The organism is Bryocella elongata (assembly GCF_900108185.1).
GTDB classification, from domain to species: Bacteria; Acidobacteriota; Terriglobia; order Terriglobales; family Acidobacteriaceae; genus Granulicella; species Granulicella elongata.
Genome location: NZ_FNVA01000004.1, coordinates 178546 through 192224, shown reverse-complemented (window position 1 = coordinate 192224; position 13679 = coordinate 178546). Strand labels below are relative to the sequence as shown.

At 63.5% G+C, this 13679-nt stretch carries 15 protein-coding genes; 7 read left to right on the top strand and 8 right to left on the bottom strand.

All coding sequences use genetic code 11. From position 1 onward, the window contains the following. Position 1: 1 nt before the first annotated feature. Both cysK and cysE read left to right on the top strand, forming a co-directional pair. Entirely contained in the window at positions 2-964 is a 963-nt protein-coding gene (gene cysK / locus C4S68_RS12740) for a cysteine synthase A (RefSeq protein ID WP_103933721.1), read from the top strand. A 2-nt stretch (positions 965-966) separates the two neighbouring features. Further along, positions 967-1713 (top strand): serine O-acetyltransferase, encoded by a 747-nt coding sequence (cysE, locus tag C4S68_RS12735; RefSeq protein WP_103933466.1) that lies wholly within the window; start codon positions 967-969, stop codon positions 1711-1713. 77 nt (positions 1714-1790) lie between these two features. On the opposite strand, the gene C4S68_RS12730 is transcribed toward cysE, so the two are convergent. From C4S68_RS12730 to C4S68_RS12720, 3 genes are all read right to left on the bottom strand, one after another. Further along, complete coding sequence (locus C4S68_RS12730) at positions 1791-2411, bottom strand: TetR family transcriptional regulator (protein ID WP_103933465.1); 621 nt, start codon at positions 2409-2411, stop codon at positions 1791-1793. 12 nt (positions 2412-2423) lie between these two features. Further along, a complete protein-coding gene (locus C4S68_RS12725; RefSeq protein WP_103933464.1) occupies positions 2424-3455 on the bottom strand; it encodes a hypothetical protein in 1032 nt (343 codons plus the stop codon). 224 nt (positions 3456-3679) lie between these two features. Continuing rightward, positions 3680-4567 (bottom strand): aldo/keto reductase family oxidoreductase, encoded by an 888-nt coding sequence (locus tag C4S68_RS12720; RefSeq protein WP_103933463.1) that lies wholly within the window; start codon positions 4565-4567, stop codon positions 3680-3682. Between the two features lie 70 nt (positions 4568-4637). Between C4S68_RS12720 and C4S68_RS12715 the strand changes: the two genes are divergently transcribed. The 3 genes from C4S68_RS12715 to C4S68_RS12705 all read left to right on the top strand — a co-directional run bounded on the left by C4S68_RS12715 (position 4638) and on the right by C4S68_RS12705 (position 6604). Continuing rightward, positions 4638-5279 carry a TetR/AcrR family transcriptional regulator gene (locus C4S68_RS12715; RefSeq protein WP_103933462.1) on the top strand — a complete coding sequence of 214 codons (642 nt, stop codon included), beginning with the start codon at positions 4638-4640 and terminating at the stop codon, positions 5277-5279. A 54-nt stretch (positions 5280-5333) separates the two neighbouring features. Beyond that, a complete protein-coding gene (locus tag C4S68_RS12710; RefSeq protein ID WP_103933461.1) occupies positions 5334-5630 on the top strand; it encodes a hypothetical protein in 297 nt (98 codons plus the stop codon). Positions 5631-5728: 98 nt separating this feature from the next. Then, on the top strand, positions 5729-6604 hold the full coding sequence (locus C4S68_RS12705) for a PASTA domain-containing protein (RefSeq protein ID WP_103933460.1): 876 nt from the start codon (positions 5729-5731) through the stop codon (positions 6602-6604). Positions 6605-6627: 23 nt separating this feature from the next. Here the strand turns inward: C4S68_RS12705 and C4S68_RS23205 are convergent, their stop codons facing one another. From C4S68_RS23205 to aroC, 4 genes are all read right to left on the bottom strand, one after another. After that, positions 6628-8286, bottom strand: coding sequence for a transcription antitermination factor NusB (locus C4S68_RS23205; protein ID WP_268807284.1), 1659 nt, complete (start codon positions 8284-8286; stop codon positions 6628-6630). Further along, positions 8276-9217 (bottom strand): methionyl-tRNA formyltransferase, encoded by a 942-nt coding sequence (gene fmt / locus C4S68_RS12695; protein ID WP_103933459.1) that lies wholly within the window; start codon positions 9215-9217, stop codon positions 8276-8278. The genes C4S68_RS23205 and fmt overlap by 11 nt, the downstream gene beginning before the upstream one ends. A gap of 125 nt (positions 9218-9342) precedes the next feature. Next, positions 9343-9924 carry a peptide deformylase gene (gene def / locus C4S68_RS12690; RefSeq protein WP_103933458.1) on the bottom strand — a complete coding sequence of 194 codons (582 nt, stop codon included), beginning with the start codon at positions 9922-9924 and terminating at the stop codon, positions 9343-9345. A 28-nt stretch (positions 9925-9952) separates the two neighbouring features. Next, positions 9953-11134 (bottom strand): chorismate synthase, encoded by a 1182-nt coding sequence (gene aroC / locus C4S68_RS12685; protein WP_103933457.1) that lies wholly within the window; start codon positions 11132-11134, stop codon positions 9953-9955. A 216-nt stretch (positions 11135-11350) separates the two neighbouring features. Between aroC and C4S68_RS12680 the strand changes: the two genes are divergently transcribed. Together C4S68_RS12680 and C4S68_RS12675 are read left to right on the top strand one after the other, a co-directional pair. Continuing rightward, complete coding sequence (locus C4S68_RS12680) at positions 11351-11752, top strand: hypothetical protein (protein ID WP_103933456.1); 402 nt, start codon at positions 11351-11353, stop codon at positions 11750-11752. A 123-nt stretch (positions 11753-11875) separates the two neighbouring features. Continuing rightward, the gene (locus C4S68_RS12675; protein ID WP_103933455.1) at positions 11876-12544 is read left to right on the top strand and encodes a hypothetical protein; all 669 of its coding nucleotides are present in this window, start codon (positions 11876-11878) and stop codon (positions 12542-12544) included. Between the two features lie 28 nt (positions 12545-12572). On the opposite strand, the gene C4S68_RS12670 is transcribed toward C4S68_RS12675, so the two are convergent. Next, positions 12573-13622, bottom strand: a complete 1050-nt coding sequence (locus C4S68_RS12670; protein WP_103933454.1) for a 3'-5' exoribonuclease YhaM family protein — start codon at positions 13620-13622, stop codon at positions 12573-12575. Positions 13623-13679 lie beyond the last annotated feature (57 nt).

Sequence of the window (13679 nt, the reverse complement as noted above, 5' to 3'; positions counted from 1 at the left end):
CGTGAAGATCGCGAATAACCTCACCGAAGTCATTGGCAACACGCCGCTCGTCCGTCTCAACAAGGTAGCCGAGGGCCTCGGAGCCACGGTTGTGGTCAAGCTCGAGAGTCAGAATCCGCTCGCCAGCGTGAAGGATCGCATCGGCGTCAGCATGATCCAGGAGGCCGAAAAGGCCGGCAAGATCACGCCCGGCAAGACCGTGCTCATCGAGCCCACCAGCGGCAACACGGGCATTGCGCTGGCGTTTGTCGCAGCCGTGAAGGGCTACAAGCTCATCCTCACGATGCCGGAGACCATGAGCCTTGAGCGCCGAACCCTGCTGCTCGCCCTCGGCGCGGATCTCGTCCTCACGCCCGGGCCGAAAGGCATGAAGGGCGCCATTGCCAAGGCCGAAGAGCTGGCCACGGCAACCCCCGACAGCTACATCCTGCAGCAGTTCGATAACCCTGCCAACCCCAAGATCCACATCGAAACCACCGGTCCGGAGATCTGGAACGATACCGACGGCAAGGTCGACATCTTTGTCGCTGGCGTGGGCACCGGAGGCACCATCACCGGCGTCGGCCAGTACCTCAAGGGCAAGAAGCCGGAAGTCAAGGTCATCGCGGTTGAGCCCACGGACAGCCCCGTGCTCTCCGGAGGGAAGCCCGGCCCACACAAGATCCAGGGCATCGGCGCAGGCTTTATTCCTTCGATCCTCAAGACCGAGCTGATCGACGAGATCATCCAGGTGACGAACGAAGAGTCCATCGAGATGGCGCGCCGTCTGCCCCGCGAAGAAGGTCTGCTGGTCGGTATTTCGTCCGGTGCTGCGGTGGTTGCGGCACTCAAGGTTGCAGGTCGCCCGGAGAACGCGGGCAAGCTCATCGTCGCTGTTCTTCCCTCCTTCGGCGAGCGCTACCTCAGCAGCGCGCTCTTCGAGGAGACACGGCAGCGGGCTCTGGCGCTCACCGCCACCGAATAGCCATGCTCGCCTTTCTACGCTGCATGCGTGAGGACGTCGCCGCGGTCGTCGAAAACGACCCGGCGGCGCGCTCGTACGTCGAGGTCCTCACCTGCTATCCCGGGCTTCATGCCCTGTGGGCTTACCGCATCACGCACTGGCTGTGGCGGCGGAACTTCCGCCTCTTCGCGCGGCTCGGTTCGCAGGCCGCACGCCTGCTCACCGGGACCGAGATTCATCCCGGCGCGGTCGTCGGTAAACGGCTGTTCATCGATCACGGCATGGGCGTTGTGATTGGCGAGACCGCAGTCCTTGGCGACGACGTGACGCTCTACCAGGGCGTGACGCTGGGCGGCACCGGCAAGGAGAAGGGCAAGCGCCACCCCACCATTGGCAACCGCGTCACCGTGGGTGCCGGGGCTCATGTCCTGGGCAACATCACCGTGGGCGACAACTGTCGCGTGGGTGCAGGCTCTGTGGTGCTGCGCAGCGTGCCGGAGAACTCGACGATCGTCGGCGTGCCCGGCCACATCGTGCTGCGCGACGGCAAGCGCGTTGTCATCAGCGATCCCAAAGAGATTCGCGACCCGCTCTCCGATGCCGTCATCGCCATCGCCCGCGAGGTGCAGGAGCTGCGCGGGCGGCTGCATCGGCACGTCGAGCAGGTGAGCGCGGCACAGCCGGAGCTGCACCTCAGGATCGAGCCCGAGCAGCCCTGCATCGACGCAGACGAACTATTCCCGGAAGACTTCCTCGACTACCAGATCTAGCCGGGAACGAGTCCCGGCGCGCAGAAACCAGCTATCGACAGCCAGCGACCGTTAGCCGGCAATCGTTCGTCGGGACCCTAGTTCATGTCAAAGACAGCGTCGAAGACCTTCGCCGCGAGCTTTTTCACTTCGTCTTCGCTGACGGTTCTGGGGTTGAACATCGACTGCAGCATCAGACCGGTCAGCATCGCGAAAGCTCCGTACACCGAGGCCGTGCGGCGAACTGCCAGCTTCCCTTTCCGTGGCACTCCCAGCAGCTCCGTGTAGCGCGCCTCTTCGTCCTCGGCCACAATCGTTGCGTACACGCGATCCAGGTTCTTCTTGGACTCCGGATGTCTGAGCGCATAGAAGTTGAACTCCATCAGCAACCGTCCCCAGGTGCCGTCTTCGGCGTAGGCCAGGTACAGCTGACGGAAGGCCCGCAGGTTGTCCTCCTTCGTCTTCGCTGCGGCAAGATATTCCTGCATGAGCGCGCGCCGACGAAGCGCATGCAACTCCACCAGCGCGAGAAAGACCTCCTCCTTGCCCGCAAAGTGCGCATAGATCGCGCCCTTGGTACGGCCGGCGAGCTTGGCGATCTCGCCAAGCTCCGCCCGCTCGTACCCATCACGAAGAAAGATCTCCTCCGCTGCTTTCAGCAGGCTGGCGCGAGTCTCTCTCGTCTTCTGTTCGTGCTTGTTCAACTTCTCGGGGGCCATGACGTTCCTATCCTATTCGACCTCCGAGTACAGGCGGGAGGCAGAATCCGTTGCCGGCGGCAACGCCTCCGGGCGCGGAGCAGTCCCCGTCGGCGGCATCACTGCTACGGCGTATCGCTTCGCTACCCGCTTGGCGATCTTGTCTGCCACCGTGATGCTTTCTGACTGATCCCGCACCGAAGACTTGATCTCCTCCGTGCTGTTCAGCCCCCCTTCGCCAGTAATCCTCGCGGACAACGTCATCTGCGTAGTACCGACGAACAATCCGATGGGGCCCAGCGCCGAGCGCTTCACCTGGTTGCCGGGCCGGAAGCCCTCGAGCGTCAGTGTAATGACGTGCTGCGCACACACTCCGCCCGGGCCGGACTCTCCGCTTCGATACACATAACGGACGCCCTTGGTCTTGCGCAGCCGGTCGATCACATGCTCGTACACCAGCGCGCGATACGCCGGCGGCACGGAAGAGTCAGCCCATCCTGCCGTATTCACCAGGACACTTCCCGGCTCGACCACGGCTCCCTCGCAGCCCTTGCTCGCTACAACGTGAGTAGAGTGCGGCTCGGTACCGAACGCGGCCAGAGCTGCTTCGGCCTGGATCTCCGGCAGATAGAAGACCGCTGCGTGCTCGCCGCCCTTCGCATCCACATATTGCACCGTCAACATGTCCACGCGGTGGTGCATCACAGCCGCTGCGGCGATGCCACCACCATCGGGGATCACCATCCTCAGGATCTGACCGGTCGTTCCAAACAACTCGACGCGCTCGTGCCCTGTGCTCATCGCCAGGATCCGCGTGCGCGGAAGCACAACATGCGCGCTCCTGGAGTTGAAGGTGAGTGTGTCCGTGTTCAACGCGAGCGTGCCTTTGGCGTGGGCCTTGGCCTCCATCAGGCCGTAGACGTGCTCGACGTTCGATCCAGACCAGACGGGCGGACGCGGTGGAGTGAGGGTCGCGGTCTCAGGTACCTGGGCGCAGACGACGAGGACAAAAGCTTTGCAAAAGAGAGCAGTCAGATAGACAAAACGGCGGGGGAGGGTAAGCATGATCTTCGATCTCCAATTAATACGTACTAGTAGGTATACATTTTAACGAGGACAGGAACAACCCCTTCACCGATCATCCTGTCCGAACACGTTCCGTTGTTCCAAGAGACGCGCCCGGCGGCGATTCGTTTGAAATGAATTCTGACGAGTATGTAAATAGTCTTGCCTGCGGCGAAGGTCTTCGCCGCAGGCGTGGGTGTCGAGCACCTCGAATATACCGAGGCTTACACAGACTTCCCTATGCCATCGAGCTTCGCGAGCGCCTCGGCAGGAAGCACGAGTTCCGCTGCGGCAAGGTTCTCCTGCAGGTGCCCCACGGACGAGGTTCCCGGGATCAGCAGCATATTCGGCGACCGGTGCAGCAGCCAGGCGAGGGCGACCTGCATCGGCGTCGCGTCGAGGCTCGCTGCCACCTCGTTCAGCTCACTGGCCTGCAGCGGCGTAAATCCGCCCAGAGGGAAGAACGGCACGTACGCAATTCCCTTCGCCGCCAGCGAATCCACCAGCGCATCATCGCTACGCTGCGCCACGTTGTACAGGTTCTGCACGCAGACGATGGGAGCGATCGCCAGGGCCTCATCGACCTGCTTCGCGGTGACGTTGCTGAGTCCAATGTGCTTGACGAGGCCTTCCTTCTGCAGCTCGACCATCACGCCAAGGCGCTCGGCCAGCGACTCTTCGCTGGGTCCATGACCGTGGTCGCCCCACAACCGCAGGTTCACCACGTCCATCGCCTCCAGGCCCAGGTTGCGGAGGTTATCGTGTACGCCCTGCTTCAACTCCGCAGCACTCGCGGCCTCCAGCCATTCGCCCTTCGGGCCACGCCTGCCACCTACCTTGGTCACGATCGTGAGGGCCGCGGGATACGGTGCGAGGGCCTCGCGAATGACCTCGTTGGTGACGTGCGGCCCGTAGAAGTCGCTGGTGTCGATGTGGTCGACACCCGATGCGAGCGCCTCCCGCAGCACCTTGATCGCGGCGTCCCGATCCTTCGGCGGACCGAATACTCCCGGCCCTGCAAGCTGCATCGCGCCGTAGCCCATGCGCTTTACCATGATGCTTGTTCCAGGCAGCGTGAACGTGCCCCCCAATGTCTTTTCCTGTCGACTCATCCCAATCCTCCAAGCTCGATCCGAGCTTCCTGTGGTTAGATGAAGGAATCTTCAGCTTTGGAGTTCGCATTTGACAACGGCAACCCAGACCACGCTACAACCAAGAAAGAAGCCCCTTCAGGCGCGGTCCGCAGCCACGGTCGAGGCCATCCTCGAGGCGACGATTCAGGTTCTCGTCGCAGTGGGAAAGGAGCGGCTGACCACAACCCTGGTGGCCCAGCGCGCGGGAGTGTCGGTGGGCACGCTCTACCAGTACTTCCCCAACAAGACTTCCCTGCTGCAGGCCGCCCTCAAGAGCCATATGACGGAGGTCAGCGAATCCATCAACCGAACCTGCACCGAACATCGCGGCCAGCCGCTGCTCGCCATGGGCACCGCGCTGCTGGATGCATATCTCGCGGCCAAGATGAAGAGTGTGCAGGCCAGCGCTTCGCTCTATGCCGTCAGCTCCGACATCGACGGCGCTGCAATCGCGAAGGCCGCCGGTCTCCGCAGCCTGCGCCGCGTCTCCGAACTCTTTGCTACGGCTCGCGAGGGCCTGAACAAAGATCCGGAGATCGTCGCCTCCATGGTCATCGCCGCCTTCAACGGCACCTCGCGAAGGCTGCTCGAATCCAAATCTCCCGAAAAGCAATTCGCGACGCTGCGCAACGAGCTCGACGTGATGGTGCAGGCCTACCTGGCCACCTGCGTCGAAAACACCAAGCGGTGAACGCGCAGGTTCTGAACACCACGCAGAGTGAAGCCAGAGAACGCAGGAACCACAATGACCCTTGCCGACTTCAACTCTTCGCTGAGCCAGGATGATCCTCCCGTCGGGCTGCCCCTCCCGCTTCAATCCCTCTGGTGGGACGCGAAGGGCGATTGGGACCGGGCCCACGCCCTGGTCAACGACCTCGGAACACCGGATGCCATGTCCGTACACGCCTATCTGCATCGCAAGGAAGGCGACGAGGCTAACGCCAGCTACTGGTATCGCCGCGCGGGCTCAGGGTTTCGCCGCCCGACGCTCGCACAGGAATGGGCTGAACTCGTCGCGGCCCAGCTTGCGGATGAGGACTAGCTGCGCCGGGCGCCGGTCCCAGCAACCTTTCTCCGGCCGCGTGCACCCAATCGCGTATCCTTGAATTTCTCGACGCTACTCTCCACCCGGTCCCGTTCATGAAGCGCAAGATCCAGTTCGTCTTCACCGTCCTGTGCATGCTCGTGGTCATGCTGGTCTCGGCCGCGCTCACGCTCCGCGTGGCCCTGCATGGGCACGAGGTCACCGTGCCGGATCTCGCCGGCGAGACGATCCCCGAGGCCTCGACGTCCGCGCTCCGCTCCGGCGTCGATCTCTACATCCAGAACAAGTACTACTCGACGACTGTGCCGGCCGGCCGCGTCCTGTCCCAGGCGCCCGCGTCCGGTTCGCGCGTCCGCCATGGCTGGCAAGTCCGCGTCACGGTCAGTCTCGGGCCGCAGGAGGTCACGATTCCAAACGTCGTCGGGCTTCCCGTTCGGGAGGCCTCCATGGCTGTGCGTCGTGATCAACTCGACCTCGGCACACTGGCCCATCTCGACGCCCCAGGCGACCCTGAGATGGTTCTTGCCCAGACCCCGCCGCCCAACGCCGGAGTCGATCAACCGCGAGTCTCGCTGCTGCTCAGTTCCAACGCCGCCAACGCTTCGAGCGCCTTCGTGATGCCATCCTTCGCCGGAATGGGCTTCCCTGCGGCCAACCGCGCCGCCATCGCCCTCGGTCTTCGCGTCGCTGCCATCGGCGAGATGCCGCAACCCCAGCCGACCCCGCAGGTCGCCGGAACGCCTGGCCCTGGTGGCACCCTCCTGGACGCCAACGGTCAGGCGATCCCCAAGCCCGCGCCCATTTATCCGGCAGGACCGGTGACGGCGCAGCTACCGGAGTCCGGCCATCGCGCCAGCCGTGGAGACGTCGTTAAGCTCTACTTTGGCAACTACCGCCCCGGAGGCGGAAGCTCAGCCTCCGCAACGAGCGGAGCCCCCGGCGGAAATTCCAGCCAGGGGCCGTCTCACTAGAACGAGCTTTCCTTCGGTCGAGTTCAGTCTTCCGCCGCAACCACTGCGGGTGGTTCCACACCCTTGGGAGCATCGTCCGGAAGCCTCTCGAACGCCGCCGCGAAGAATCCGTCACCCGCGAAGTTCGCTCCGGGCAGAGTGCGGAGGCATCCATTGCGGACGATCGCTGAGGCGTTCTCGGCCGCAACCTTGCCCATAATGACGGCGGTCAGATCGACGCGGCCTATGTTCGCCACCTTCTGTAAGACCGCCTCCACCACGGCTTCGTTCTCCTCCGGCTCGAGCGAGCAGGTGGAGTAGACGAGTCGGCCGCCTGGCCGCAACCGCCCCAGCACCCCGCGCAGGATCTCGCGCTGCCGCTTGGCCTGCCGGCTGAGATGGGCAGGCTCCAGGCGCAGCCGGATCTCCGGGTTGCGAGCCAGCGTCCCGGTGCCCGAGCAGGGAGCATCGCAAAGGATCAGGTCGAACGGCCCCGACTCCTCCGACAACGTCTCAGCCTCGGCCACCTCGGTCCGGATGCGCTCGGCCAGGCCATCGCGCTCCAGTCGCTCCTGCATCGCCTTCATCCGGCGAGGGCTGACATCCGTGGCGAAGATCTCGGCGTCTGGGAGAAGCTCCGCCAGGACGCGTGTCTTCCCACCGGGAGCCGCGCAGGCATCCCAGACACGGATTCGTGTCGCCGAAGCGGGGGCCAGTGCCGCCGTCAGCTCCGCCACAAGGCGCGAACCCGGATCGATGGTCGCGGCCCTCGGAGCCAGCTCGGGCGCTGCCTCGATCAGCTGCTCCGGCGTCGCGGGAGCCTCAACCTCCAAGATCGCAGCGACACCGTGTTGAGGAGCCTCGGGTTCGGCAACCTCGGGGGCGGTCACTTCGGATTCTGGTGGAGCGACTTCGGCGGCCTCAAGCGCAGAACTCGGACGCGCGCCCGGCTCTCGCTGGTCGTATTCGCAGATTGCCCTGGCCGCAGCCAGGCCATAGTTCTTCACCCATCGCTCTACGATCCAACCCGGGTGACCGAGCCGCTCGGCGAGCTGTGCTGGCGTCTCGAAGACCTTCGGTGCCGGAGCCTTCTGCGTGGAGAGCTTGCGAAGGATCGCGTTGACCATGCCGGTCGCGTGCGACTGCCCCGCCGCCCTCACCAGCTCGACGCTCTCGTCCAGCGCCGCATGCACCGGGATGCGATCCATGTGGCGCAGCTGAAACGCACCCAGCTCCAGGGTTGTCGCGATCGCATTCGAGAGCCGCACGTCGGGACGCGACAATAACGGGATCAGCTCGGCGTCGAGTGCCAGCTTCCACCGCAACGTGCCGAGGACCAGCGCCGTCGCCAGGTTGCGGTCCTGTTGGGACAGCGCAGACATTCCGGGACCGTGGAGCAGATCGTCGCTATGAGCCTCGGATTCGAGCACACGTTCCAGGATTGCGAACGCAGCCTTGCGCGCCGGACTGATCGGCTTGGCGGGCAGCGGAGGTGCTGTCGGCGCAGCCGGTCCGCCAGATCGTGGACCAGCCGGTCGCGGCCCCGAAGGACGCGCGCCACCGCTGCCCGGACGACCGGGACCACGGCTGGCCGAACTGCTCCGCGGAGTTCCCCCACCGGTTCGGGGTCCCGAGGGACGACCACCGCTCGGTTTTCCACCGCCTGGTTTTCCACCATACGGTGGACGATCGTTACTCAACACGCTCACCCGGCTTCAACTGAAACCCCTTTGCAAACTCTGTGGCGGACATACGCGCCTTCCCTTCAAGCTGTACTTCTAGAAACTCCACTGGACCATCCGCAGCCTGAGCCAGCAACCTGCCGTCTGAGAAACGGATCTCGCCTGGGTGGGGCATGCTTTGAACCGAAGTGTCGGTAACGCGAGCCATCTCGTGAACAAGAAAGCGTTTATCGCGGAAGATCCCCCACGCGCCCGGCCAGGGCGAGAAGCCCCGAAACCGGTTGTAGACCTCAGCCGCGGAACGCTCGTCCAGCTTCAGACGCCCATCATCCTTGCTCAGGATCGGAGCGAGACTCGCCTGTGAATCGTCCTGCGGGCGGGGCGCGATGGTGCCCGTATTCAATCCTGCAAGCGTCTCGATTAAAGCCTTCGCTCCGACCGTCGACAGCTGTGGAAAAAGCTCGGAAGACCGCGTATCGGGGCCGATAGGAATCCGAACCTCGAGTAGCATCTCGCCCGTATCCAGCCCGGCGTCGAGCTTCATCGTCGTCACACCGGTCTCCGTCTCCCCGTTCGCGACTGCCCATTGGATGGGCGCCGCTCCCCGGTACTTCGGCAGAAGCGAACCGTGAACGTTGATGCACCCAAATCGGGGCAGCTCCAGCATCCAGCCCGGAATGATCCGTCCGTACGCCACGACTGCAATCGCGTCCGGCTGGATCGCCTCAAGTTCCGCGCGTAACTCGCTGTTGGTCTTGATCTTCTCGGGTTGGAGAATGCGCAAACCACGCATCTCGGCCAGCTTCTTCACAGGCGGAGCCTGGAGCTCCATCTTGCGACCCGCAGGGCGATCCGGCTGCGTCAGCACCAGCGGCACCTCATGCCCGGCCGCCAGTACGGCCTCAAGACATGGAACGGCGAACTCGGGAGTTCCGCAGAAAACTACCTTCACTTGGAGAGACTCCTTGGCTGAGCCAGTTCGGCCGCGACTTTGCGGTACTGGAGTTTGGGTGTGGAACGAATGGGCGGCGATCCAGATCAACCCAGGATCCGGCGCCAAACAACCAGCAACTCGACTTAGTCCCAGTCGCCGTTCTTGATCAGCTTCTTGATCTTGCGCTTCACCAGATCCTGCTTCAGCTTGCTGATCCGATCGATGAAGAGCACGCCATGGAGATGGTCGATCTCGTGCTGCAGAGCTCGCGCCAGCAGTTCTTCGCCTTCCACTTCGAAGAACTCGCCTTTCTCATTCTGTGCACGCACTTTAACCCACGACGCACGCTGAATCTTCTCGCGGATGTCCGGGAAGCTGAGGCAGCCTTCTTCCTCGTACTGCTTGCCTTCCTTCTCGATCACCTCGGGGTTGATCAGGACCAGCTTGTCTTGCGGATCCTCCTTGAAGGACACGTCGATCACCGCGATCCGCTTCGACACGCCGATCTGCGGGGCGGCCAGTCCGATCCCCTGCGCGGCATACATCGTCGCAAACATGTCTGCGACAAACGCCTCCAGCTCGGGACCAAACTCGGTCACCTTCGCGCCCTCCTGCATCAGGACAGGCTCGGGGTACTTCACCACCTCATAGATCTTGCGAAGTGGATCCGGAGCTTCCAGCTCCTCCTCGATCTTGCTCTTTGATTTCGACTTAGCTGCACTCATCGTTCTATTCTTTCTATATTCAACGGCCCTAGAAGGCGCGGATCTGCTCGCAATAGCCTTCGAAGTTGCGCCTAAGCTCCCGCAGGCTGTCCCCGCCAAACTTCTCAAGGACACAACGGGCTACCGCCAGCGCCACCATGGCCTCTCCGGCCACTCCAGCCGCCGGGACGACGGCCACATCGGATCGCTCATAGGATGCCTTGGTGACCTCCCGCGTCTCGAAGCTGACGGACGCCAGGGGGCGACGGAGCGTCGAAATGGGCTTCAAGTAGCCGCGAACGACGACGTCCTCCCCATTGGACATGCCACCTTCGATGCCACCGGCGTTGTTCTGCTCTCGCGTGAAGCGCGTGTAGTGCTCTGCGGGCTCCTCGCCCGCATAAGTGATTGCGTCGTGCACGGTCGATCCCTGTGAGCTGGCAGCGGTCACGCCGCGGCCAATCTCCACCGCCTTCACCGCCTGCAGACTCATCACCGCCTGGGCCAAAAGCCCGTCGAGGCGCTCATCCCAGTTCACGTGCGTGCCGACGCCCGCTGGGAGGCCATGAACGACCACCTCGAAGATTCCACCGACGGTGTCGCCCGTCCGGAGCGCTTTGTCGACCTCGGCCTTCATCCGCGCTTCGTCCCCGGGATCCACGCAGGCCAGCATCACCTGCTCACGCCCGGCGATGGCACGAATCTCGGCAAACGTCGCAGGGCGCGAAAGCTCGGCCTCGCCGACACGAATCACGTGGCTCGCGACCTCAATTCCCAGCGGCAACAGGATCGACTTGGCGATAGCGCCGCAAGCCACGCGAGCTGCAGACTCACGAGCACTAGCGCGCTCAAGCACATAGCGGGCATCCTTGAAGTCATACTTCAAAGCACCTGCGAGATCTGCGTGACCTGGTCTAGGGCTGGCCACGGCCTTATGCTTTGCGGCATCGCCCGTCTCTACCGGCAGAATCTCCTGCCAGTTCTTCCAGTCATTGTTGGCGATGGTCATGGCAATCGGAGAACCGATCGTCTTGCCGTGCCGCACACCGGAGAGGATATGCGCCTGATCCTGTTCGATCCGCATCCGTCCGCCACGGCCGTAGCCCTGCTGACGACGCCACATCTCCCGGCTGATGAACGCAGGGTCTACCTCGACCCCGGCGGGAACTCCGCTGACCATAGCCACCAACGCTTCGCCGTGGCTCTCACCTGCTGTAGAAAAACGAAACATGAAGTATTGATTATAGGTCGCGCGTGCCCCAATTTCCCGTTGCGAAGCAACCGCGGTATGGAGGAAACGAGGACACCAGCGGGGAGCAGGCCTGGGTTATGTCCATGAGTGGCAAGGTCCTGATCCCTTACCGCCGGTTGCCGATTCTTCCGACAGGCCGGAATGACACCTGCAGCGCCGGCTGCTAACACCTCCCGACATCGAAAGGGGTAGCGCTTGTACGTCAGTCGAGTCCATCTGCACACCGAGCTCTCATCGCCCTCGCAGGCGGCGGCGGCGACGGCGCGGCAGCTGGATGCCGATCGAAAGCAGCTTTCCCAGGACGCAGCCTCGGGCAATATGACCGCCGAGATCATCGACTTTGTAGACATCAGCGTGGACGCGGTCGCAGTGGCGACGACGCCACCGACGACGTCCATCAGCAGCACTGCCAGCGCGCTTCCCTCTCCCGACGATCAGGGAGCAACGGAGCAGGATCTCGCCGCCGCCCAATCCCCTGTCACCCAGGTCTCTCCCAGCACGGTCGTCAACGCACCCGATCCACTCGCTGCGGCCGTTCCCGTAGTCAGCGCATCGACGACGGCCAACACGGTTGCAGCTGTCCATCCCGGGCGGTAGAAGGTTCCGGGGACGTCCCGCGTCTCTTTCCTGGACACAGCTAAACTCTCGCCGTCCTCCACCGATAACGCGACAGAGCCGAGGCGGCCTATACACGGCCGCAGCCCGCCCAAGAGGACGACCGTGAATTCCATCAGCGCGCTGACCAGCACTCAGTTCACCTCCCTCGCGGAGAGCAGCGGAACCGCGAATCAGTTTGCGACCGACCTCAACCAGGTGGCGTCCGACCTGCAGGGCGGAAACCTGAGCGCCGCGCAGGAAGACTACGTCACGCTGTCGCAGGATGCGCTGAATGCCGCGGCAAGTTCCTCCGCCGAGACCTCGACGAGCAATATCACGACGGGCATGCTGGGCAACATCGCCGGATCCAGCAGCTCGGCTGCGGCCTTCACCAACAGCCTCAACCAGCTTGGGTCGGATCTCGAGAACGGAGACCTGAGCTCGGCGCAATCCGACATGCTGACCCTGGATTCGACAGCCCTCGGAGCGGCCTCGTCGGCAAGCGCGACCGCCTCCGGCACCAGCGCTACGATCGCCACCAACAATACCGCTGAGGTGAAGGAGCTTGTCGCCTCCGCAGTGCAGGCCATGGGCGCTGGCGACAACTCGTTGGCCGGAACGATCCTCAACCAGCTGGCCTCGGCATCGCCCAGCGCCGCGGGCGCGAGCTACCTCCAGTCGATGAGCGCAAGCTTGTCCGGGGCGACGAGCGCGTCCAGTTCGGTTGCCTCACTGATCCAGAGCGACAGCGCCAGCAGCAACGCGACGTCCATGCTCAGCCTGCTTGCGTAAACGGACTGCGCCGGAGTGCATCCGTAAGCTAGTCCGCGTCCTGAGTCTCAGCTTCCCGTTCGGAGAGCCAGCGGTGCGAATCGAACAACGGACGGTCCATCGAACGAATCCACTCGGTCGTCTCGCCTGAAGGCTTGCCGGCCGCCTTCTGCTCGGCGAAGGCGTTGCGCAACGTCTGAAACTTCGCTTCGAGGTCATCGAAGGCGCTCAACAGCATCGCTTCGGGCGTCATGGGGAGCTTGGGCGAGCCGAACTCCAGCTTGCCGTGATGCGCCAGGATCATGTGCTCCAGAAGCACGCGCAGCTTCGGCGGAAAGAGGTCGGGCTCGGTTCCTGACTCTGCAGCCGAGGCGCGGGCCTTCGCGTCCAGATCGAGAATCTTCTCCGTCAGCATCCCTTGCGCGATCGAGATGTGGCCGATGAGCTGGCCTTCCAGGGTGTACTCGAAGGTCGAGCGCCAGCTCAGCTCGCGCACCTTGCCAACGTCGTGCAGGATCGCGCCCGTCGTGACCAGGTCAAGGTTCACCTCGGGATAGAACGGCGCCACGGCGCGGAGCACCCGCACCAGGTAAAGCACATGCTCCAGCAGACCATGCAGCCAGGCGTGGTGCAGCTTCTTCGCTGCGGGAGCATCGCGGAAGGCAGGGCCAATCTCCGGGTCGTCGAGGAAGGCATAGACCAGAGCGCGCAGGTGCGGCTCAGCGAAGGCGTCAACGTAGCTCCGCAGCTCCGCCTCCATCTCCTCCGGGTTGTACTGCGACGACGGGACAAAGTCTGCCGGGTCGATCTCGCTCTCTTCGGCCGCACGAATACGGTTGACCTTGAGCTGAAACTTGCCGTTGTAGGCGTTCACGATGCCTTCGGCCTTGACGTAGCAACCCGCCTTGCAGGTCTCTACAGCCTTGGCAATGTTGTCCCACATCCTCGCTTCGAACTGGCCGGACTTGTCCGCCAGGGTGAAGGCCAGGTACTGCCCGCCGGAGGTCTTCTCCCGCACGTTCACCGCTGCAACCACGAAGTACGTGATGACGGTCTGGTTCTCGAAGGTCGCCGAGTCGGCGATATAAAAGCTCTTCATCGATACGATCCTACGCGAGGCAAATCGTGTCGCGCGACGCTTCTGCACCGTCTGCGA